Here is a 21,864-nt window from a genome sequence, read left to right as displayed (position 1 = left end):
AGATGGGTTATACCAGTTCCTGCGTCAGTTCTTCGGCCTTTACCGGCTCCATTTTGGGCAGTACCAGGTGGATAATAGCCAGCGCAATCAGGTACGCGCAACTGGCAATGATGAACATGGGCAAGTAGCCAAACGCGGTTATAATCCGGCCGGCCAGCAAGGCCAGCAGTATACCGCCAACGGCGCCGAACATCCCCCCGATTCCGGTGACCGAAGCCACCACGTTGCGGGGAAACAGGTCCGATGCAAAGGTATACATATTGGCGGACCAGCCCTGATGCGCGGCCGTTGCCAGTGCAATTAACGCAATGGCCACGGTAAGGCTGCTGGTCTGGGCCGCAAAAAAGATCGGTACAACGCAGAGCGCACAGATGAGCATGGTCGTTTTGCGGGCCCGGTTGGCCGTCCAGCCCCGGTTCATGAGCTGGGTAGTGAGCCAGCCGAAGAAAATACTACCCGCGTCAGATACGACGTAGATGATCAGGAACGGAACGCCAAAGCTTTTGAGGTCGAGTTTTTGGTCGAGGGCATCGTTCGAGTTGAAAAAATCGGGGAGCCACGACATGTAAAACCACCAGATGGGGTCGGCCATGAACTTGCCCACCGCAAAAGCCCAGGTTTGTTTGTAGCCCAGCAGCCGCCCCCAGGATATCTTCAGGGGCGTTACTTTCTCCTGGTCACTCCGGATATACGCCAGTTCGTCGGCCGAGAGCTTGGGGTTCGTTTCGGGTTTGCTGTAGGTCAGCCACCACAATACCAGCAGGCCAAAACCCAGTATACCCGTGACCAGAAACGACGATCGCCAGCCGTATTCCAGAATCAGGTACGGTACGGCAATGGCCGTCAGGATGATGCCTACGTTGGCTCCGGCGTTGAACAGACCGTTGGCAAACGACCGTTCGCGCCGGGGAAACCACTCGGCAATGGTTTTGATCGACGACGGGAAGTTGGCCGCTTCGCCCAGTCCCAGCAGCGCCCGGGCCCAGCGTAGCCCTACCATGTTGTTCACAAAAGCGGTCAGCACCCCCGCAATGCTCCAGACGGTAATGCCGAGCGCGAACCCACGTTTGGTACCGATCCGGTCAATCAGCCAGCCGACCAGCAGAAAACCGATGGCGTAGGCAAATTTGAAGGCCGCGTCAACATCGCCGTAGAGCACTTTGAACCGATCCGTTGCTTCTTTGGTCAGCACCGCATCGGGAGCCAGATCGAGCATTTCTTTGCGAAATACTTCGTCGGTCATGGTGAACGACAAGACCTGCCTGTCTACGTAGTTGATGGTTGTTGCCAGAAAAAGGAGCGCTACGATACGCCAGCGGAAGCGGCCGGAAGTGGTGGTCGTTTGCAAAATAGAAATAGCTTAGTTGGGGAGAAAAGCGCGGGCAGGGCCTTTTTTACCTGACTACAGCTATCGAGTTGTGTTCCTTATTCCATTTTTATCAATCCGTTTGGGCGAATGACCCATCAAATCAACCATGCTTGAACAAACCTGGCGGTGGTTCGGCCCCGCCGACCCCGTATCGCTGAATGACGTCCGACAAGCCGGTGCCACGGGAATCGTAACGGCGCTCCATCATATCAAAAACGGGGAGGTATGGCCGCTGGCCGAGGTGCTGAACCGGAAAACAATGATCGAGGCAACGGGGCTGACCTGGTCGGTGGTAGAAAGTATTCCGGTTCACGAAAGCATTAAGACCCGCACCGGCGATTTTCGGCTGCATATCGAAAATTACAAAGAGTCGATCGTTAACCTGGCCCAGGCGGGTATCGATACGGTCTGCTATAACTTTATGCCGGTACTCGACTGGACCCGTACTGACCTCGATTTTCCGATGGTCGACGGATCGACGGGACTGCGCTTCGACGCTACCGAGTTTGCGGCTTTTGAACTGTTTATCCTGCAGCGGCCGGGGGCCGAGTACCTCTATACCGACGAGCAGAAACAGCGTGCCCGCCGTCAGCTCGATGCCATGACCGACGCACAGGTCAAACGACTGACCCGTACCATCATTGCGGGCCTGCCCGGCTCCGAAGAAAGCTATACCGTTGAGCAGTTCCGCGACGCGCTGGCTACCTACGCCGATGTGGGAGACCAGGAACTGCGCCAGAATCTGTACGCCTTTCTGCGGGAGATCGTACCCGTTGCCGAGTCGGCAGGGGTCCGGCTGGCCATCCATCCCGATGATCCGCCATACCCTATTCTGGGTCTGCCGCGCGTGGTTAGCACCGAAGCCGACGCCCGGGCGCTGCTGGCCGCTGTCGACTCGCCCGCCAACGGCCTCTGTTTCTGCACCGGTAGCTACGGTGTTCGTCCGGATAATGACCTGGTGGGTATGGTAGAACGGCTGGCGCCCAGCATTCATTTTATTCACCTGCGCAGCACCCAGCGCGAACCCGACGGCTCGTTCTACGAGGCCAACCACCTCGAAGGCGATGTGCCGATGGTGGGGGTCATGCGGGCGTTGCTGGCCGAGAACAAACGCCGGGTCAGCGAGGCCTCGTCGCCCGGTGATGGGTACCTGCGGATGCCGTTCCGACCCGACCATGGGCACCGGATGCTCGACGATCTGCAGTCGACGAAGAAAATAAACCCGGGCTATACGGCCATTGGGCGGCTGCGGGGGCTGGCCGAACTACGCGGTTTAATGCTTGGCCTGACCAGTGCGTAAGCTCATAAGATCAGCCACCGGGCAAACAAAACCAGCCGGATGTAAGTAAAGAGCTATATGACCTGGTACGAAAACGAAGTAAGCGAACTCGAAAAAAATACGCGTGAGCAACCGGCCGGCAACCGACCGGTTGTTTTTTACGGCAGCTCCTCCATCCGACTCTGGAAAACCCTGGCCAACGATTTTCTGGAGCTGGACCTGCTCAATCTGGGCTTTGGCGGCTCTACGCTGGCGGCCTGCACCTGGTTCTTCGACCGGCTGGTCGTGCCCGCCAACCCCCGCTCGGTGGTCTTCTATGCCGGCGATAACGACCTGGGCGATGGTCGCCACCCCGAAGAGGTCTATCTGTTTTTCTGCGCTTTCGCCGAAAAAATGCGTCGTCACCTGCCCCAGGTACCGCTGACGTTTCTCAGCATTAAGATTAGCCCGTCCCGCTGGAACCTGGTCGGGCAGATTCGCTGGACCAATCAGCTGATTGCCGGCGAGATTGGCCGGATGCCCCACGCCCAACTGGTCAATACGACCGATCCGCTGCTGGGTGCCGACGGTAGGCCCGCCCGCGAGTACTTCGAAAGTGACGGTCTGCACCTTAGCCCCAGGGGGTATCAGGTCTGGAAAAATGCGCTACAGGCGCACGTTGATAACTTTTAATGATTTGTTTACTCACTAAGTAGGCTAGTCAGGTAGAAACGTTGCAATTTCGCCGGTCCCTGTTACTACCGTTATGCACCGCGAGTATCACAAATGGTTTAGTCCGAACCTGAATCGCGATATGGAGCTGCTGGTCTTTGGCCACGCAGGCGCTCGTGTACTCGTGTTCCCGACCCGACGCGGCCGATTCTATGAATACGAAAACTTCGGGCTGGTCAGCGCCCTGGCTGATCGGATCGACAATGGCTGGCTACAGCTTTTCTGCGTCGACAGCGTTGACCGCGAAAGTATCTACAACCGGTACGTGCCGCCCCACGATCGCATCCGGCGGCATAATCAGTACGAGCAGTATATCCTGAACGAAGTGCTGGTTTTCTCGCGGCTCAAAAATCCGCAGCCGTTTATGATTGCGCACGGATGCAGCCTGGGCGCCTACCACGCGGTGAATACGGCGTTCCGGCATCCGCAGTGGTTTGGCAAGGTGGTGGCGTTCAGCGGGCGGTACGACCTCTCGGCTCCGGTTGGCGAGTTCAGGGGGCTGTTCGACGACTATTACGACGACGATATCTACTTTCACAGCCCCAATCATTTTATGCCGAACCTGACCGATGAGCAGCTGCTGACCCAGCTCCGTCGGATGCAGATCACGCTCACCATCGGTGCCGACGATCCTTTCCTGGGCAGCAATGTAGCACTCAGCCAGGCGCTGGCCGACAAGCAGGTTTCGCACGAGCTGTTCGTCTGGGACGGGCGGGCCCACCAGGCCGACGACTGGCAGAAAATGGCCCCGCTGTATCTTTAAGGCAGTTTATTGGTCAGGTACAGGTAGGGCGGATGAAAATGATGGGCAAAGATTTTTTCCTCGCTGTCGGGATACTGTTTGTAATAATCGGCGTCGGCCAGCAGGACGATGGTGTTGCCGGCGCGGGTGTAGTTACTGCTGTTGTAATAGGCCGGTGATTCGAAGCCCGCCAGGTTTTTCTTGACGGTTCTGGACGTAAACTGACCCAGAAACTTCTGGTAATTCCGCTGGGCTTTCAATGACGGTTTGCTAAGCTGGTTGTAGACGTAGTTGAGCGCAATCCGTTGCGGCAGCTTCTGCTTCTTGATCATGGCCGGGGCATTTTTGAACGGATTGGTGGCGTTGAAGTCGTTGATCGTCTGCACCGACAGGGGTACCTCGGGTACCCAGTCGGCGGAGTTGACCACGTTATAGGCCCATCCGGCCTGGGTAGCGGCTTCGTATTCGTAAGCAAAGAACAGATTACCCGGTTTGGGGCCGGCGCTGCAGTAGGTCTTGAAGCGGATATCGGCCGGCAGGCGACCCTGTTTCTGCAGGTTGTACAGGTAAGCCGTTAGCAGAAAAGCAATGGCGCCCCCCTGGCTGTGGCCCAGAATAATCATGTCTTTGGTGCCTTTTTTATAGGCCGAGTCGAGCCGGGGCATAATATCTTTCGACAGAAAAGCCATACTCACCAGCCAGCCCGCATGAACCGCTGCCTTGGGGTCTGTGGCCAGCTGATACGGAAATGTCTCGCCGGCCGATAGCTGAAGCTCTCCCCTGGCCGGAACCATGGCCGCGTAGAAATTGCTGAGCCAGCTCACACTGTTGGCCGTTGTACCCCGCAGGCTGATGACCGCTACCGACCGGTTGTTGGTCCATAGATCCCAGCGGTTGTCGAGCCCGACAACCGGCGACCGGTAAACGAGTTTGAACTGTTGCGGGGCCGGAAACGCCTGCACGTAGGTCGAGTCGCCAAACTGGGCCGACACCTTCAGCATTTCAATGTATTCGGCCTTGTCGAAACCGGGCTTCAGGGCCTGGGCCAGGGTACTTGTACAAAACAGAGCCGTAGCGAGTAAAGAGAGCAGATAGCGCATAAGTAGGAGCGGATGGAGCCGGTACGAACCGGCGGTCAATGATGATTGGTAGCGATTGGGTTAGAACCTGTGTACGAATCGGTTTTGCTGTTTTGTTAGGCCTGTGTTGCCCCGGGGCCGGTCGGCCGTATCTTAATGACGGTAGCGGCCAACCGGCCGGGCCGGGGTGATATGAGTAGCAGATGTGTAATAAAAAGAGACAGGTAGACAGATGCTTAGTTAGAACCGAAACCGGGCGGGCGGCCCTGCCCCACGGCATACACGACGATAGATGCCACCTGGTTGTCCCAGCCGTACCGGCGCAGATCGTTGACCGACTGGCCAAATATCTGCGATCGACCCCGCAGCGCCGTCTGACTGTACACCCGAACGGCGTAGCCCGGCGCTACCGTGATGGAGGTAATATTCCTGTCAACGTTTACGCCTACGCTGGGAAACGAGCCGGTGGCGAAGTTAACCGCCCGCCCGGTCATGTTCAGATCGTAATGCAGGGTGACCACGATAGGCTGATTACCGCCACCGCCATTGTTACCCCCCTGGAAACCATCGCCGTTACCCGAGCCGTTGAGCACCCCGATAACGCCCGACACGATCCGATTGTCCCAGCCAATGCTGCTCAGGGCGGTCTGGCTGGCCGTAAGCCGGTACCGCCGTCCGCGATTGTCGGCTATATCGACATACCAGCCCCGGGGAATCTGAACCGAAGAAATTTTGCCGATGACGCCGAAGCCGAGCTGCCGGGCCGTGAAATTGCCGACACCGAATGACCTCGACTGCCCTGTGTACTTTATACCCGTATATAACACGACCCGGCCGTTTGAGGGGCGGTTGCCACCGCCAAAGCCTCCTCCGTTACTACCGCCGAAACCTCCTCCATTACCGCCCTGAACCTGGGCAAAAACCGTTGTGAAGGCTGCGCAAAGCACCAGCATGGTACCCAGAAACAAACCTGTTATCCGTTGATGCATAGTCTGATTTAGTAAATGATGCGCTGAGACGCCGGGGGTTTCGGCATGTAACGGTAAATCAGACAGTATTTATCAGCGTGGGCTGAGCGGCTGTTACGGTGGCCTGGGCGCGCAGAAGCGCTTCGGCATAGGGTTCGGCCAGCACCCGGCCGGGGGGCACGGTTGTCAGGTCGGCATCCCACAGGCCCGAATGGTGCCAGTGGTCGAGGTGGTCCCAGTCGGGCCGGTCGATGATGGGGTAGAGGCAGGCGCCCCAGAGCGGTACCCCCGCTTCAATCACGGCCGCACACTCCCGACCGATCATCTCGATCCACTGGGGCCGGTCAATACCGGGATGGCTGGTTTCGGTCAGGACAATGGGCCGCTGGTAACGGCGGTATGCTTTCATCAGCAGCCGCCGGGGCTCTACCCAGCGCGGGTCGGGTACGGCATCGGCCCAGGGCAGAAAATTCAGAAAGCCCAGTACCCACTGGTTATTGTAGTAATAGTTGAAACCAAGTATGTCGAGGTAGTCGGGTGAGCCGCCCAGCTCGGGGGTGAGCAGCCCCGCCAGCATATCGACCGACTGAAACTGGTTGTCGTCGGCAATGGCGGCATCGATGATCTGCTGCTCGGTGGCCTGAAGCGGGGGGACAATCTGCACCAGTGGCTCCGTGGTCAGGATACGGATGCCGGGATCGATCTCGCGCATGGCCGCAACCCCCTCGATATAAGCCCGCATCAGCCCCACTTTCACTTCCCAGCCCTGCTTGGTACAATAGGGTGAGGTACCGCAGGCATCGCCCCCGAGCCACGACATGAAGCTGACTTCATTGATGGGAGTAACAATCAGGGTATCGTCGGGGTAGCGGTCGCGGTAAAAACGAACGAACGCGCGGCACAGGTGCGCAAAGCGCCGGGCAAACATCGGATGCAGGGGCGTCAGGTCATCGGGATACCCGAAGTGGCAAAGGTCCCAGACCTGCTGAATACCCTGGCGGTGGCCTTCGGTCATCATGGCCTCCACGACGCTCCAGTCGTACTGGTAGGCTGTTCGCTCTACCTGGCTCCAGCGGATTCCTTCGCGTACGGTCCGGATGTTGAACGGACTGAGCCGCTGGTAGTCGTCGCGCAGGAGCTGAAGGTGTCCCGTCAGCGGTAAAAAGTCGACCCGATTGCCGAAACAGTTGAGTTGGTCCGTACATTCGAAACCTGCCCACCAGAATGATTGGAACGGGTTTACGAATGAATCGGGCGTAGTGGTCAATGGCATACGATTGAGTTGTCGGGAGGTAATCTAGACAACTAACCCCCAATCGACAGCGACTGTTTTGGAACGATTCGGAGTTCCGGACCGCGCCCGGGCCGTTTACAGGCCTTCTACGATGGCCAGCACCAGCTTGGCCGAGTTGCGGGCGGCCGTCTGGTAAAACGACAGCATGTCGTTGCGGGCGTTGTCGTCGGCGCGGTCGCTCAGGCTGCGGATCACCAGGTGGGGCACCTGCATCTGGTAGCATACCTGCGCCACGGCGGCTCCTTCCATCTCCGTAGCGTCGGCATTGAAGGCCTGACGGAGCTGCGTTACCTTCTCGGCCGATGAAATGAACTGATCGCCGGTGACAACAATCCCGGTGATAACCGTTGGCGGGCGCGTCGTCAGCGGAATCGGCTCGAACGCTACCGACCGGGCCGTGGTTTGGGCGCGGCTGAGCATGACCGAATCGGCCAGGAAAAAGGCCGGGTTCACCTTGCCCGACAGCGAATAGGTCTGCCTGGTCGGTTTCCGGTCCATCGTGATCGACTGGTAGTCGTGGTGGGCCGTTTGCCGGGCAATGACAATGTCGCCGGGTTGCAGGTCGGGGTTGGTACCGCCGGCAATACCGGTGAACAGAATCCGCTCCGGTCGGAAGTGGTTCAGCATCAGGGCCGTGGTCATGGCCGCGTTGACTTTGCCGATGCCGGTTTCGGCTACCACCACCTGCTGTTTGCCAATGCGGCCGGTGGTGAACGATACGCCATCGACGACGACCGTTTTCGGGTTTTTCAGCGATTGTTTAACCAGGGCCACTTCGGCGCCAAAAGCACCCAGCAAGCCCGTAACGGGTCTGGTTTTATACTGTTGAGAAAAGGCAAGGTGTGAGATGAGCAGGAGTACAGGAAACAGGTTCTTCATCAGTTCGGCGTTAATCGAGTCGGTTGTATACAAAAGCCTGAAATGGGGGTGGCCGGATTTTCAGGAAGCTGATTAACAAAAGTACAATTTTACCGCCGGAGGTTCAGGAAAGACTAAATACAGCTCGTGCGTATAAGCGGCCGCGTTAGCGTAAAAGCATAGCAAAGCCCTGATTGTCTACCGATTAAAAAAATATTGGTCAAGTATGGCAATATCCCTGCGGCAAAGAGCAACCTTTGATAATAGTATGATATAGATGAAATTATTTCTTCAAAATATGATAAAAATTTATACTATATTCATTATTGCTGTGGTATACCTCTGCATCCACAATCAGGCCGCTTCGGCGCAGGTCAGCAGTCTGACGGCTGTACCCGCCTGCGGTACAACGGCACTGACGCCGGCCCAGGCTCGTTTACAGGTTCAGCTAGCTACTCAGGCGCTGGAACGCAAGCGGGCGCAGACGGGCTCATTGACGGCTATAACCTACGTACCCATTCGGCCCCATATTTTTCGGCGCAGCAACGGTACAGGCGGATTCGATCTGGCGAGTATGAACCAGGTCATGGCCCTGACCAACAGTTATTTTCTGAAAAATGATACGGGTATCCAGTTTTATTTCTCCGGCAGTACCCCCGACTACATCGACGACGATGGGTCTTTTGCCAATTTTGATGGTAGTTTATCGCCCAGACAGACCGATAACAATGCCCTCAATCAGTACTATGCCAATCACTTTTCGGGTAGTCTGGCCGGGTATGGCGGCCTGGCGAGTTTTCCGTACGACAATCCACTGTCGACCCATTCGTATATTCTGACCAACGCCCTGAACGATCCGGTGGCTAACCTGGAGTGGCTGGCCAATAATACCGTACCTCATGAGCTGGGGCATAATTTTTCGCTCTATCATACATTTGGTTTTGGGAACGGTACTCAGTTGAGCAAGGAGCTGGTGACGCGGGGGAGCGGGGCCAACTGTTTGCAGGAAGGCGATTTTCTGTGCGATACACCGGCCGACCCATACGGCCGGTGGGACGAGATCGGGTATATCAACGTAAATGGCTGCCTGGTCTACAGCCCCACCAGTACCGCCCGCGATGCCAACGGGGAGCTATATGCGCCATCGATGTCGAACATTATGTCGTATTGGCAAAATTACCGGTCTCAGTGTGCGCATGAGTTTACTCCTGACCAGAACAACCAGATGCAGGCCGCGCTGGCGCTTCGGCAGACGCATACGAGTTATACCCTCAACGCTCCTCCTGCCAACGTAACGCCCCCCAGCGGTCTGATTGCCAGTCTGACGAGTTCGTCGGTGCAGCTGGTCTGGCAGGATAACGCGACCAACGAAATGGGGTACTTTATTGAACGATCGGTTTCGCCCACTACGAGCTTCGTGCCAATCGGCGGGGTGGCTCCGGATGGTACCACGTTTACTGACGCCACCATAGCCCCCCAAACGACGTATTATTACCGGATTCGCCCGTCCAACACGACCACGGGCAGCCTGAGTCCGACAACCAGTATCGACGTTGCCCTGCTTACGCTGACTGCCACGAATATCACGTCTGCCGGTGTACAGCTGGCCTGGCGTGAGGTAGCCGCCTGCTCCGCATTCGACCTGCGCTACCGGCCGGTAGGGGCTCCGGACTGGATCACGGTCAGTGGCCTGACAACGACAAGCTATGCCCTGACCGCACTCAGCGGCAACACCCCTTATGAGTGGCAGGTGAGAGCTACGTGCCCCAATACACCTAATTCGCTGTTTACACCCGGACCCGCTTTTACCACCCAGTGCGGTCTGGTCAGTGGCCTGAGTGCCACTGCGCTGGTGACATCGGCCTCGCTGACCTGGACTGAGGCCAGCGGCACTGGCTACGACCTGCGCTACCGGCCAGCCGGAACAACCACTTGGACAACGGTCGGTAACCTGAGCAGCACCCGTACAACCCTGACCGGATTAGCCAGCGGATCGTCGTATGAGTGGCAGGTTCGGGTCCTGTGTCGTGATGGCGCTGCGGCTGATTTCTCCCCGCCGGCTTATTTTCAAACCGCGTCCTGTTCGGCACCCTATGGCTTACAGACGACCACCAACGCCAACGCGGCTCAGCTGCGCTGGAATTTTTCCTCGGCCGATGCAGGCACCCGCTACGAAATTCGCTACCGGGTGCAGGGAACTACTGACTGGACAACCATTTCTGATCTGGGTAGTACCAATGGCGTCGGTACACTCGATCTGACGGGTCTGCTGACCAACACGAGCTACGAATGGCAGATCCGGACGTTATGTTCGCCTACCGAAGCGTCGGGCTTCTCGGGTTCGGCAGAGTTTACTCCGCGCTCGTGTGAGCCACCCCTGTTCCCAAATTCGCAGAACGTCAGGTCGCAGTCGGCTTTCCTGTCGTGGTCCACGGCCTATTATGATCCGGGTCGGCAGTACCAAATCCGGTACCGACCGGTCAATACCCCAACCTGGACGAGCACCAGCAGCGTACCGACAACGAGCTATTCACTGACCGGCCTCAGCAACAACACCCAGTACGAATGGCAGGTGAGAACAGCCTGCCTGGGGGGCAGCTTCTCCGACTATACCCCTTCGGGTACGTTTACGACCGTTTGCCTGAATGTGGTAGGAATGAGCAGCCAGCCCGCTGCTACAGCCGCTTCGTTCTACTGGTCATACGCCGGTACGCCCGAACCGAACAGTACGTATGAATTGCAGTACCGCCCCCTGCAGAGCCTCAGCTGGACTACCGTTGTGGGGTATCTGTCCGGTAGCTATACGACCCAGACCGTAACCGGATTGGCCGTCAACACTACCTACGAAGCCCGGCTGCGGACGCTCTGTTCGCCCGGCGCCTATTCAGACTACCTGCCCGTCATTACGTTCACGACGGGTTGTTACGCCATCAATCCGGACTATATGCAGGTCACCGGTGTGTGGGCCACGGCGGCTCAGTTTCGATGGAGTCACTACACGGATGCCGAAACCCGGTTCGATCTGCGCTACCGGCCAGCCGGAACCGCCAACTGGACCAATATCGACGGTCTGACTACGACCAGCTATTCGCTAACGGGACTGACCAACAGTACCCAGTACGAATGGCAGGTCAGGGCGGTATGCTCCGGTACGACCAGCTCCACGTTTACGCACGGCCCGCTTTTTACCACCCAATGTGCGGCACCCGTCAACGTGAGCGTCAATGCGTTTGTCACGTCGGCTGCCATCGGCTGGCTATCGCCCGAAACGGGGGCCGGGTTCGAGATACGGTATCGGCTGTTCGGAACAGCGGACTGGATCATGATCAATACGCTGACGGCGCCCAACGCGACCATCACCGGCCTGACCAGCAACAGCAAGTACGAGTGGCAGGTCAGAACCCGATGCAGCGACGGGCTGTATTCAGCTTTTTCGGATGCGTATACGTTTCAGACCGCTTCCTGTTCGGCGCCGTTCGGGCTGCAGGCCCTGACAAACGTAAGCTCGGCCCGGTTGAGCTGGACTTTTTACTATGCCGATGCGGACAGCCGCTACGAACTCCGCTACCGGGCACTCGGCACCACCGACTGGACCCTGGTGGGTAATCTGAGCAGTACGAACCGCGTTGGTACCACCGACCTGACGGGGCTGTTGACCAATACGACGTATGAGTGGCAAATCAGAACAATATGCTCGGCCAGCGAAGGGGCCGACTTTGTGGCCGGCACCGCTTTTACCACCCAGTGCGCGAGTCCCAACAGTCTGTATGTGCAGGCAAAGGTCACCTCGGCAACCCTGAACTGGAGCTATCCCGGGTTTGGCACCCAGTACCAGATTCGATACCGACCCACCGGCAGCGAGAACTGGCTGCTGGGGAGCGCTGTAACGGGTACCGAGGCTACCATAACGGGGCTTACCGGCAACACCGCCTACGAATGGCAGGTCAGAACCCTTTGCGAAAGTAACGTGGTGTCGGAGTTCTCGGGAACAAACGGCTTTACAACGCCTTCGTGTGCAGTACCTGTCAACCTGATGGCAAGTCTGCAGACCAGCACCTCGGCCCGGCTCAACTGGTCTTATTTTCTGGCCAATGCCGAAACCCGCTACGAAGTCCGCTACCGGATCGTCAATGCCGCCGACTGGATCGTTCTGGCCGGGCTGGGAAGTACCAACGGGCAGGGGTTTACGGACATTACCGGGCTAACCGCCAACCTGACGTACGAGTGGCAGATCCGGACGCTTTGCTCGGCAACGGAAGCCTCTGCTTTTTCGGCCTCGGTACCGTTCACTACCAATTGTCTCAATATGGCCACCGTTAAAGCCGGGTTATGGAACGATCCAGCCGTATGGTCGTGTAACCGGGTTCCCGTCAGCACCGATGTGGTTTATATCCGGCATGTCATAACCATTCCGGCCAGTCTGGTGGCGGTGGCCCGACAGGTGCGTGTCGACCTGGGGCAGCGGCTGGTTTTCAGCACCAATGCGCAACTGAAGGCCGGGCAGTAAGAGGCTAATGGCCCGAAAACAGCGCCAGCACGCAGAAGACGTCCACGATCCACAGCCCCAGTGGTACGTCGCGTCGTTTGCCCACGGCTACTTTGATGACGGTCCAGGATAAAAACCCCCAGATCAGCCCCTGCGTAATGGAGTAACTGAACGGAATCAGCACGAGAGCCAGAAAAGCCGGTAGCGCATCGTCGAGCTGACCCCAGTTGATCCGGGTGATGGGCTTCATCATGAACGCGCCCACCAGCACCAGCGCGGGGGCCGTAGCAATGGCCGGAATGACCGACAGCAGGGGCGACAGGAACAGGAAGGGCAGAAAACAGCAGCCCGCCACAATGGCCGTCAGCCCCGTGCGGCCGCCCTGCGCAATACCCACTGCCGACTCGATGTAGGCTGTACCGGGGCTGGTGCCGAGCAGGCCCGCCAGGGTGGTAGAGACCGCATCGGTGAGCAGCGACCGGTTCAGGTTTCGGGGTTGTCCGTTTTCGTCCTGTATGCCGCCCGCTTCGGCCACACCCACAAAGGTGCTGAGGCTATCGAACAGATCGGTGAACGCAAAGGCAAAGATAACGGGCCACAGCGCCCAGCTAAACGACCCGGCCAGATCGAGCTTACCGAGCAGCGAGAAATCGGGAGCGGCTATCAGGCCCTGAAAATTAACGAGTGTTCGCTGGCCGAAGTTGATGGCCGATGCATCGCCCCAGTACCGGCCGATGGGCCAGGCCGCCAGGGTCGTCAGCACAATGCCGATGATGATGGCTCCCGGCACGTCGCGCACCACCAGAACGGCGGTCAGCAGCAAGCCGAATACAAACGTGAGCACGACGGGGTCCGACAGGCGGGCGATGCCCACCAGGGTGGCCGGATTGGCAATGATGAAGCGGGCGTTTTCGAAGCCGATCAGCGTAATGAACAGCCCGATGCCGGCCGATACGGCATAGCGGATCGGTAACGGAATAATGCGGACAATGGCCGACCGGACGTTGAGCAGCGAAAGCAGCAGGAACAGGATACCCGCCCAGAATACCGCACCCAGCGCTACCTCGGGCCGGATGCCCATGCCTTTCACCGCTGTAAATGTGAAGAACGCGTTCAGCCCCATACCCGGCGCTACCACAATCGGGTTGCGGGCGTAGAGCCCCATCATCAGACTACAGAAGAACGACAGCAGTACCGTTGCCGTCAGCACCCCGCTGAACGGTAACCCCGCCTGGCTCAGGATAGACGGGTTCACGATAATGATGTACATCGTAGCCAGAAAGGTAGAGACCCCAGCCAGTATTTCGGTACGGTAAGAAGGTGTGTGAGACACGGTATGTAGTTTACGGTGAACCCGGAACGGCTCCTGGAACCAGTCCGGGTTTGGGTGGCGGTCAACGGGGTACCTACAGGCCCTGCACCAGCTGCCCGGCGGCTTCGTCGACCCATACGTGGGCGTTCGTGTGGGTCTGAATTAGGCTGGCGGGCAGCTGCTCGGTAACGGGGCCGGTGAGAGCATCGCGCAGTACGGGGGCTTTCTTTTCGCCACTAACCAGCAGGATGACCTCCTGCGCTCCGGTCAGGTGCCGAAGTCCCAGGGTAATGCCCTGCGTCAGTACGGTTTCTTTCTCGAAGTATTTCTGGCCCACCGTAATGGTACTCTCGGCAAGCTGGCTCACGTGGCAACCGTTCGTGAAGGGCGTGCCGGGTTCGTTCAGAGCGATATGGCCATTCATGCCCATGCCCACCAGCAGGAGATCCAGCCCGCCCCGCCGATCGATCAGCTCGTCTGTCAGGCGGCACTCCGCTGCCAGATCGTCTGACTGGGCATCGAATACCCGAATCTGGTCGGGCCGCAGGGCGAGGGGTTCGAACAGGTCCCGGAAGATGTAGTAGGAGCAGCTGCCTACATCGTCGGGAGCAAAGCCAACCCATTCGTCGAGGCCAATGAACATACAGCGGCTAACGTCGGTTTTGCCGGCTCTGACCAGTTCTACAAACCGGTGGTAGGTTTCGATGGGTGTATCGCCGGAGGCTACGCAGATCAGCGCGTCGGGTTTTTGATTGATCAGCGCCACCATGTGTTCGGCCGTATGCTGAGAGAGCAGGTCGTGGGTCGGGAAGGTTTGTAGGGTCATTCGAGGGGTTGGGTTACTGGTTTATTTTAACTCAGCGGCACGCAGGTCTCTGGTCCAGCGCTGGATGCCTTTCTGATCATAGACTTTGATGTTGAGTACGCGGTCGTTGAGCGGGCCGCTAACGCTCAGCAGGCCGAAGTTACGGTCGGTGACGAGGGTTCCGTCAATAACGGTCGACTGTTTGAGTTCTTCGGGGCGGGGTTTGGCCGGGCCCGATGTCAGGGGCGAAACGGTCAGGTCGTAGAGCGGATAGGTGCCGGGCCGGTCGAGTTTCTGAAGAATGGTATGATGCCGGTCGCCGGTAATGAACAGCACACCCGGAATGCGGGCTTCGGTAAGGGCGTTGAAGAGTCGCTCGCGTTCGGTGCCGTAAACGGCATAGTTTTCGAAAATAGCCGAGGGGTTTACGATCTGCCCGCCCGTGATGATGAACTTGAACGTTGCCTTGCTGAAGCGCAGGGCATCGATGAGCCAGCGCATTTGTTTCTCGCCAAAATACGTCTTTTCGGGTCCGTCGGGCATGGCGTCGGGCGCCCGGAAGGTGCGATCGTCGAGCAGGAAAAACTGGCAGTCGTTCCAGGTGAAGGTGCCGGTACAGCCTTCGTCGAAGATATAATTTGGATTGCTCCAGAACAGCTTAAACGCTTCGAGGGTAACGGGTTTGAGCCAGTAGGCCCGGTCCGAGTCGTCGGGTCCGTAGTCGTGGTCGTCCCAGATGGCGTAGTTATGGGTGCTGGCCAGCAGCGGCTGCATTTCGGGGAGCGAGCGCGTGTGCGTATAGCGACGCAGTACACCCGTCCGGCTGTTCCAGTCTACCTCGCGGGTGTAGGTATTGTCGCCGGTCCAGAGCATGAAGTCGGGTTTCTGGGCGTTGAGGGCCGTAAAGATTTCGTAGCCATTGCCGTAGGGCGTACCGGGCCGGTCAACGGCTGTCTCGTTGACGTAGGTGCAGCTTCCGACGCCGAACCGGAAGGCCGGTGGGTCCGTCCGCCACTGCCATAGGTTTTGGGTTTGGAACGTTGTCGGGTAGGGCAGGCTCACCTTCTGGCCCCCGATCAGTAGTTCGTACGCGTACTTTTTTCCGGGTTCCACCTGGTTGGCGAGCAGGTGGGCTGTAAAAGCCGTTTTCTCGTGGGTTTGTACCTCGCTGGTCAGGTAAGCCGGACTGGGCTTGCCCGCTTCATGGTAGCGGATCTGCACCCGGGCCGGTTTATTGGTTTGTACCCAGAGGGCTACTTCCCGGCTGTCGGAGTAGCCAACCATGGGCCCCGACTGCAGGAGGGTAGCCGGGGCGGCCCGCCGGGGGGTGCCGGTCTTGCTCGTTCGGGAGGTAACGGGGACCTGGGCGGTTGCCAGCAGGGCACTCTGGAGCAGAATGACGAGCAGGAGCCTACAGTGAATTTTGTACATGGGGGAAAGATCAAGTAATTTTGCGGTTCGTTTTCCGATTATGCAACTGTCAGACTACCGCTATCAAATTCAGGGTGTTGATGTACTGGACATCGCCGACGAGTTCGGCCTGCCGCTATACGTCTACGACGCCAACAAAATTATCGAAAAAATCGGCTCGCTCCGGTCGGCGTTTCAGGGGGTCAACCTGAAGATTAAGTACGCGGCCAAAGCCCTGACCAATCTGAGCATCCTCAAGCTGATGAAGATGCAGGGTATCGACATAGAGGTGGTGTCGGTTAACGAAGCGCGGCTGGCCTTGCTGGCAGGCTTTGAGCCCGGTCAGATCATGTACACCCCCAGCGGTAACGCCTGGCCCGAAATTCAGGAGGCACTGGAAATGGGCCTGCAATTGAACGCCGACAGTCTGCCGCTACTCGAACAGATCGGGCAGACCTACGGCAGCCGGTATCCGGTGGCGCTGCGGATCAATCCCAGCATTGCCGAAGGCGGAACGTTCAAGATCCAGACCGGCCACGAAAACTCGAAATTCGGGATCCCCAACCAGTACCGCGACCAGATTTTGGCCTTGGTAGAGCAGTATCAGATTCCGGTAGTGGGGCTGCACATCCATACCGGTTCGGACTTCAAGGACAGCAATACGTTCCTGAAAATTGCCGATGTGCTGTTCGATATGGCGGGCGACTATCCGAATCTGCGGTTTATCGACTTCGGCAGCGGCTTCAAAGTGGCCTACCGCGAAGGCGATTACTACACCAACCTGAACGATCTGGGCGCCAGGGTATCGGCCGCTTTCCGATCATTCTGCGACCGGTATGGCCGCGAGGTGGAGCTGTGTTTCGAGCCCGGCAAACTGCTGGTGAGCGAAAGCGGCCACCTGCTGGTTGGGGTCAACGTCGTGAAAGAAAACCCCACCCGCACCTTTGTACAGGTAAACTCTGGCCTGAACCACCTGATTCGGCCCATGATGTACGAAGCCTACCATCACATCCTGAACGTCTCGAACCCAGCCGGTGCCGAACAGCTGTACGACGTGGTGGGCTACATCTGTGAAACCGACACCTTCGCGCTGGATCGGCAGCTGCCCGAAGTGCGGCCCGGCGATGTACTGTCGCTCGAGAATGCAGGGGCTTACGGATTCAGCATGGCCTCGAATTATAACCTGCGCGAACGGCCCGCCGAAGTCCTGGTGTACGACGGCAAGCCGCATCTGGTTCGTCAGCGCGAAACCTTCGAGGATCTGGTTCGGGGGCAGGTCGATATATTCAGCGACGAGCTGGTAGCCGTAAGCGACGATCAGGTTGTATAAGTCCGGCATACCAGCAGTAACTCATCACTAATCACTCATCATTTTTTCAACAAAATGGGACGCGCGTTTGAATACCGGAAAGCCCGGAAAATGAAGCGGTGGGGGCAGATGGCCAAGACCTTCACCCGAATTGGTAAAGACATTGTGATCGCCGTAAAAAGCGGGGGCCCCGACCCGGACACCAACGGGCGCCTGCGGGCTATCATCCAGAACGCCAAGGCCGCCAACATGCCCAAGGAGAATGTGGAGCGGGCCATCAAGAAGGCGACATCGAAGGATCAGGAAGATTATAAAGAAATCGTATACGAAGCCTATGCCCCCCACGGCGTAGCGCTGGTCATTGAAACCGCCACCGACAACCACAACCGGACGGTAGCCAATATCCGCAGCTACCTCAATAAGCTGGGTGGTAGCCTCGGCACGCAGGGAATGCTCGATTTTATGTTCGATCGTAAATCGGTATTCCGCATCCCGGCCGACGGGGTCGATATGGAAGAACTCGAACTCGACATTATCGATTACGGTGGCGACGAGCTCGAACTCGACGAAGATACCAACCAGATCGTCATCTACGGCGAATTCACGGCCTTCGGCGCTATCCAGAAATACCTGGAAGAAAAAGGGTTCGAGATCAAAGGCGCGGAGTTTGAACGCATCGCCAACGACTACAAGGAACTCTCCGACGACGAAGCCGCCGACGTGGAGAAGCTGATCGAGCGCATCGAAGAAGATGACGACGTTCAGACCGTATACCATAACATGAAGTAATCCGTCGAATACAGCGAAGGGGGCTGATGCGTTATAACAAACGCATCAGCCCCCTTCGCTTTTCTATTTAGGGTGGGTTGGGGTCAGGCCCCTCCGCCCCGGATGATCTGCACCCAGCCCTTGATCACCGAGGGGGCCGCGTTGCGCTCCAGCACCGCATAGTACACCGTCGCCTGGTAGTAGTACAGACCGCTGGGCAGCTCCTGACCGTCGCTGGTCCGACCGTCCCAGTTCACCGTCGGCCCGCTGCTCTCGAAGACCTTCGCCCCCCACCGGTTGTAGACCACCAGCTCTACCCGCTCCACGAACCGCTCGCAGCGCATCGGCCGGAAGGTGTCGTTTTTGCCATCCCCGTTGGGGGTGAACACGTTGGGCAGGGCAAAGTAGGGGCAGGCCTGGTTGCAGACCAGGTTGGAGGGGCGGCTCTCGAGGCCCCGCTGGCTGACGGCCGTCACGTAGTAGCAGCCCGCCACCGTCGTCAGGCTGCTGTGGCTGAAGCTGGTGGTGGGGGCCGCCACGCTGGTCAGCAGGCCCAGCGTGTCGGGCTGGTAGCGGGCGTAGTAGATGCGGTAGGTGGCGATGTTGGGGTCGCAGGTGGGTCCCTGGGTGGGTGTCCAGGCCAGCTGGTTGGTGAAGCTGGTCTGGTTGCAGCCACTCTCGGGGCTCAAACTAGCGCAGTCCAGGCTGTCGAGCCGCAGGCTGGGGGGGCAGGGCCGGGTGGTGTCGGCGGGGGTGGCGCAGCTGACCTGGCTGTAGTTGATCAGCAGGCCCAGTCCCGCCAGGCGGGCGTCGGCGTAGCGGCCCCGGGTCATCACCCGGTAGCAGTAGCTGGAGTCGGCCGAGAGGGTGCGGCTGGTGTTGCCATCGGCCGCGAGCCGGTCGGTGCCGTCATCGACGTAGGTGAAGGAGTCGGGTCCCTGGACGCTGACTTCGGCGATCTGGTTGAAGGGTCCGTTGGGTCCGGATCGGCTGCGGAAGATCAGGTGGGTCTGGTTGGTGTTGGCCCAGGGGGTGTTGGCCTGCCAGCTGAGGCTGACCTGCCGGTTGGCGGGTCGGGTGGTGAGCCGCACGCTGGAGGCCGCTTCAGTGACGTCGAGCCGGGTGAGCTGTCCGGCGGTGCTGGTGTAGAAGAACTCGACGCGGTATCTATAGGGGTTGGCCTGGGTGTTGAGGGGGGCGCTGGGGGTACCCCGGTCGACGAAGACGGTGTCGGGGTTTGGCAGCAGGCTGGTGTTGATGGTGGCGATGGTGGCGAAGTCCTGGGCGTCGAGTCCGGTGGCCCGCTGGAGCCGGTACTGGTAGGGTCCTGGCAGGTCGCCGGGGTTGAGTCCGATGGGTCGGCTCCATCGGACGGTGATCTGTCCGTTGGTGTCGCGGGTGGAGTCGACGGTGACCTGGGTCATGACGGGGGCCAGCAGGGGCAGCTCGAGGCAGGCCTGGTTGGAGGCTATACTCTGACCCCCATTGAGGCTGGCCTGGTCGATGACCCCGTCCGTGATCGTGCTGCTGCCGTCCGGATACTGAGCCACCAGCCGGTACGAATAGCTGACACCCCGGCGCAGAGCACTGGTGTCGACGTACGACGTAGCCGTTAGCGGCACCCGCGCAATTTCCTGGTAACCGGTACTGGCTGCCAGCCCGGTCTGGCACGGATCCAGCGGAATATCGGTACAGCCTTCTTTTCGGTAAATGGCAATGGTTGTTCCGGCCCGGCCGCAGGTATAGGGGTCCCAGCTGAGCTGGATGGCTCGTCCGGTAGCGGTGGCGGTAGGTCGGGCGGTGAGGTTCTTGACCGATGGGCCTACGACCTGGATGCGCAGGGTTTGAAACGACACCAGCGAGGTTGTCCCGCGTGGGGGCACGTCGTTGACCTTGAAGGTGACGTCGTAGGGGGCTTCCCGAATCTGGTTGCAGTTGGTTTGCCAGCGGAAGGTAGCGGTGCCGGGCTGGTTGATGGGCGTGTTGCCGTTCGCCAGCTGGGCATACTGGGGGGCGATCAGTTCACCGGCTGGTAGAGGCTGACCGTCCTGGCCTACGTTGAAGACACCCCCAAAGGCGGTGATGATGACCCGCTGTCCATCGGGATCGGTGGCCGTTATGGGCTGGTTGATCAGTGTACCAGCCTCCACGCAGAGGTCGGGCAGGGGGTTGATGCGGGGTCGGCGGTTGGGGTTGTCGACCACGATGATCTGCATGTCGCGGGTGATCTCGCCGATGAGTACGCCGTTGCGCCACTCTTCAACGATGAAGGCGAAGTTGAACTGGCCTTCTTCACCGGGGGCATCCCAGCAGAGCTCGCCCGTGCGGGAGTCGATCTGGAAGGTGGGGGTGCCACCCGTCTCGGAGGTGCGGCTGAAGCGGGTCGGACTCTGATATCCCGGAATATCTCTGAAACGGGGGCATACGATCTCGAGTCCTTCTTTAGGCACGCTCAGCCGATAGGCCAGGCTGTCGCCGTCGACGTCGAAGGCGGCCGGGTTGTGGCAGAAGCGCTGACCTACCCGGGCCGAATCGAGGGGCGGGTTGAGCATGATCGGCGTCGAGTTCTGGCCCAGGTTGTTGCTGATCAGAATGGTGCTCGACACATAGAAGAAGATGGCCTCAGAGGGAGCAGGCAGGTTTTTGGTCTCGTTGTTTCGGTTGGGTACCGTTACGGAGATGGTGTAGGGGTTAGCCGCCGGATAGGTGTGAACGACCCGGTATACGTTGATCGATGAGGTGCGGCCATTGATGAAGACAGGCGGTTGGCGACGAACCAGTTGCGAGGTGCCATCGCCGAAGCAGATGGTATACTCGTCGCCCTCCCGGGCCGCATCGCGCCCCCGTATTTCGTCGTAGTAGGCCGTGAAGGTGATTTCGTACGTCAGCGATGTTTGAGATATCCGTCGGGTGGTAATCTCACCGGCCCGCACGTGCGTAGCCTGGCTGGTCGTAGGCAGAAGAGCGAAGCCACTCAGCAACGCCAGCAGCCAAATGTATAGTAAGCGCATAGAGTTAATCCATTTCACTTACAACGAATTCTTATGCTGAAAGTATAAGCAGGCTTCGGAAAAAAGGCGTACAAGAAAAGCCGGGAAGGCAAGGGCTGCTATAGCCTCCTGCCTTCCCGGCTTTTCTATTTAGGGTGGGTTGGGATCAGGCCCCTCCGCCCCGGATGATCTGCACCCAGCCCTTGATCACCGAGGGGGCCGCGTTGCGCTCCAGCACCGCATAGTACACCGTCGCCTGGTAGTAGTACAGACCGCTGGGCAGCTCCTGACCGTCGCTGGTCCGACCGTCCCAGTTCACCGTCGGCCCGCTGCTCTCGAAGACCTTCGCCCCCCACCGGTTGTAGACCACCAGCTCTACCCGCTCCACGAACCGCTCGCAGCGCATCGGCCGGAAGGTGTCGTTTTTGCCATCCCCGTTGGGGGTGAACACGTTGGGCAGGGCAAAGTAGGGGCAGGCCTGGTT

16 protein-coding genes are annotated in these 21,864 nt (G+C 58.8%); 6 read left to right on the top strand and 10 right to left on the bottom strand.

What is annotated here, in order from left to right; translation table 11 throughout:
* Nucleotides 1–7: 7 nt before the first annotated feature.
* Nucleotides 8–1,348, bottom strand: a complete 1,341-nt coding sequence (locus EQG79_RS20440) for an MFS transporter (RefSeq protein WP_077923785.1) — start codon at nucleotides 1,346–1,348, stop codon at nucleotides 8–10.
* Between the two features lie 127 nt (nucleotides 1,349–1,475).
* Between EQG79_RS20440 and uxuA the strand changes: the two genes are divergently transcribed.
* From uxuA to EQG79_RS20425, 3 genes are all read left to right on the top strand, one after another.
* The gene (gene uxuA, locus EQG79_RS20435) at nucleotides 1,476–2,669 is read left to right on the top strand and encodes a mannonate dehydratase (RefSeq protein ID WP_077923784.1); all 1,194 of its coding nucleotides are present in this window, start codon (nucleotides 1,476–1,478) and stop codon (nucleotides 2,667–2,669) included.
* A 57-nt stretch (nucleotides 2,670–2,726) separates the two neighbouring features.
* Complete coding sequence (locus EQG79_RS20430; RefSeq protein WP_077923783.1) at nucleotides 2,727–3,320, top strand: GDSL-type esterase/lipase family protein; 594 nt, start codon at nucleotides 2,727–2,729, stop codon at nucleotides 3,318–3,320.
* Between the two features lie 73 nt (nucleotides 3,321–3,393).
* Nucleotides 3,394–4,122, top strand: a complete 729-nt coding sequence (locus EQG79_RS20425; protein ID WP_129603589.1) for an esterase family protein — start codon at nucleotides 3,394–3,396, stop codon at nucleotides 4,120–4,122.
* On the opposite strand, the gene EQG79_RS20420 is transcribed toward EQG79_RS20425, so the two are convergent.
* From EQG79_RS20420 to EQG79_RS20405, 4 genes are all read right to left on the bottom strand, one after another.
* Nucleotides 4,119–5,201, bottom strand: coding sequence for a lipase family protein (locus EQG79_RS20420; protein WP_077923781.1), 1,083 nt, complete (start codon nucleotides 5,199–5,201; stop codon nucleotides 4,119–4,121). The two genes, EQG79_RS20425 and EQG79_RS20420, sit on opposite strands and share 4 nt — an antisense overlap.
* 215 nt (nucleotides 5,202–5,416) lie before the next feature.
* Nucleotides 5,417–6,169, bottom strand: coding sequence for a hypothetical protein (locus EQG79_RS20415; RefSeq protein ID WP_129603587.1), 753 nt, complete (start codon nucleotides 6,167–6,169; stop codon nucleotides 5,417–5,419).
* A 58-nt stretch (nucleotides 6,170–6,227) separates the two neighbouring features.
* Complete coding sequence (locus EQG79_RS20410; protein ID WP_129603585.1) at nucleotides 6,228–7,421, bottom strand: glycoside hydrolase family 1 protein; 1,194 nt, start codon at nucleotides 7,419–7,421, stop codon at nucleotides 6,228–6,230.
* A 96-nt stretch (nucleotides 7,422–7,517) separates the two neighbouring features.
* Complete coding sequence (locus EQG79_RS20405) at nucleotides 7,518–8,321, bottom strand: 5'-methylthioadenosine/adenosylhomocysteine nucleosidase (protein ID WP_129603582.1); 804 nt, start codon at nucleotides 8,319–8,321, stop codon at nucleotides 7,518–7,520.
* Between the two features lie 277 nt (nucleotides 8,322–8,598).
* On the opposite strand from EQG79_RS20405, the gene EQG79_RS20400 reads away from it, so the two are divergent.
* Complete coding sequence (locus EQG79_RS20400; RefSeq protein WP_165358933.1) at nucleotides 8,599–12,807, top strand: fibronectin type III domain-containing protein; 4,209 nt, start codon at nucleotides 8,599–8,601, stop codon at nucleotides 12,805–12,807.
* A gap of 4 nt (nucleotides 12,808–12,811) precedes the next feature.
* Here EQG79_RS20400 and EQG79_RS20395 read toward each other — a convergent pair whose 3' ends face one another.
* From EQG79_RS20395 to EQG79_RS20385, 3 genes are all read right to left on the bottom strand, one after another.
* Nucleotides 12,812–14,119 (bottom strand): NCS2 family permease, encoded by a 1,308-nt coding sequence (locus tag EQG79_RS20395; RefSeq protein ID WP_077923777.1) that lies wholly within the window; start codon nucleotides 14,117–14,119, stop codon nucleotides 12,812–12,814.
* Between the two features lie 73 nt (nucleotides 14,120–14,192).
* The gene (locus EQG79_RS20390) at nucleotides 14,193–14,924 is read right to left on the bottom strand and encodes a glucosamine-6-phosphate deaminase (RefSeq protein WP_129603578.1); all 732 of its coding nucleotides are present in this window, start codon (nucleotides 14,922–14,924) and stop codon (nucleotides 14,193–14,195) included.
* A 21-nt stretch (nucleotides 14,925–14,945) separates the two neighbouring features.
* The gene (locus EQG79_RS20385) at nucleotides 14,946–16,334 is read right to left on the bottom strand and encodes an alkaline phosphatase D family protein (protein WP_129603576.1); all 1,389 of its coding nucleotides are present in this window, start codon (nucleotides 16,332–16,334) and stop codon (nucleotides 14,946–14,948) included.
* A 40-nt stretch (nucleotides 16,335–16,374) separates the two neighbouring features.
* Between EQG79_RS20385 and lysA the strand changes: the two genes are divergently transcribed.
* Nucleotides 16,375–17,643, top strand: a complete 1,269-nt coding sequence (lysA, locus tag EQG79_RS20380) for a diaminopimelate decarboxylase (protein ID WP_129603574.1) — start codon at nucleotides 16,375–16,377, stop codon at nucleotides 17,641–17,643.
* 54 nt (nucleotides 17,644–17,697) lie between these two features.
* A complete protein-coding gene (locus EQG79_RS20375) occupies nucleotides 17,698–18,411 on the top strand; it encodes a YebC/PmpR family DNA-binding transcriptional regulator (RefSeq protein WP_077923773.1) in 714 nt (237 codons plus the stop codon).
* 83 nt (nucleotides 18,412–18,494) lie between these two features.
* On the opposite strand, the gene EQG79_RS20370 is transcribed toward EQG79_RS20375, so the two are convergent.
* Both EQG79_RS20370 and EQG79_RS20365 read right to left on the bottom strand, forming a co-directional pair.
* Nucleotides 18,495–21,401 (bottom strand): T9SS type B sorting domain-containing protein, encoded by a 2,907-nt coding sequence (locus EQG79_RS20370; protein WP_129603572.1) that lies wholly within the window; start codon nucleotides 21,399–21,401, stop codon nucleotides 18,495–18,497.
* A gap of 145 nt (nucleotides 21,402–21,546) precedes the next feature.
* Nucleotides 21,547–21,864, bottom strand: a 318-nt coding sequence (locus EQG79_RS20365) for a gliding motility-associated C-terminal domain-containing protein (RefSeq protein WP_165358932.1), incomplete at its 5' end; no start/stop codon positions are given.

This window comes from Spirosoma sordidisoli, from assembly GCF_004138325.1.
Classification (GTDB): domain Bacteria; phylum Bacteroidota; class Bacteroidia; order Cytophagales; family Spirosomataceae; genus Spirosoma; species Spirosoma sordidisoli.
This window is presented reverse-complemented; position numbering and strand designations above follow the sequence as displayed.

Excerpts from the sequence above, each read along its gene's own strand:
- uxuA (WP_077923784.1), top strand. The coding sequence starts at position 1,476 with ATGCTTGAACAAACCTGGCGGTGGTTCGGCCCCGCCGACCCCGTATCG.
- EQG79_RS20430 (WP_077923783.1), top strand. The coding sequence starts at position 2,727 with ATGACCTGGTACGAAAACGAAGTAAGCGAACTCGAAAAAAATACGCGT.
- EQG79_RS20425 (WP_129603589.1), top strand. The coding sequence starts at position 3,394 with ATGCACCGCGAGTATCACAAATGGTTTAGTCCGAACCTGAATCGCGAT.
- EQG79_RS20420 (WP_077923781.1), bottom strand. The coding sequence starts at position 5,201 with ATGCGCTATCTGCTCTCTTTACTCGCTACGGCTCTGTTTTGTACAAGT.
- EQG79_RS20415 (WP_129603587.1), bottom strand. The coding sequence starts at position 6,169 with ATGCATCAACGGATAACAGGTTTGTTTCTGGGTACCATGCTGGTGCTT.
- EQG79_RS20410 (WP_129603585.1), bottom strand. The coding sequence starts at position 7,421 with ATGCCATTGACCACTACGCCCGATTCATTCGTAAACCCGTTCCAATCA.
- EQG79_RS20405 (WP_129603582.1), bottom strand. The coding sequence starts at position 8,321 with ATGAAGAACCTGTTTCCTGTACTCCTGCTCATCTCACACCTTGCCTTT.
- EQG79_RS20400 (WP_165358933.1), top strand. The coding sequence starts at position 8,599 with ATGATAAAAATTTATACTATATTCATTATTGCTGTGGTATACCTCTGC.
- EQG79_RS20390 (WP_129603578.1), bottom strand. The coding sequence starts at position 14,924 with ATGACCCTACAAACCTTCCCGACCCACGACCTGCTCTCTCAGCATACG.
- EQG79_RS20385 (WP_129603576.1), bottom strand. The coding sequence starts at position 16,334 with ATGTACAAAATTCACTGTAGGCTCCTGCTCGTCATTCTGCTCCAGAGT.
- lysA (WP_129603574.1), top strand. The coding sequence starts at position 16,375 with ATGCAACTGTCAGACTACCGCTATCAAATTCAGGGTGTTGATGTACTG.
- EQG79_RS20375 (WP_077923773.1), top strand. The coding sequence starts at position 17,698 with ATGGGACGCGCGTTTGAATACCGGAAAGCCCGGAAAATGAAGCGGTGG.
- EQG79_RS20370 (WP_129603572.1), bottom strand. The coding sequence starts at position 21,401 with ATGCGCTTACTATACATTTGGCTGCTGGCGTTGCTGAGTGGCTTCGCT.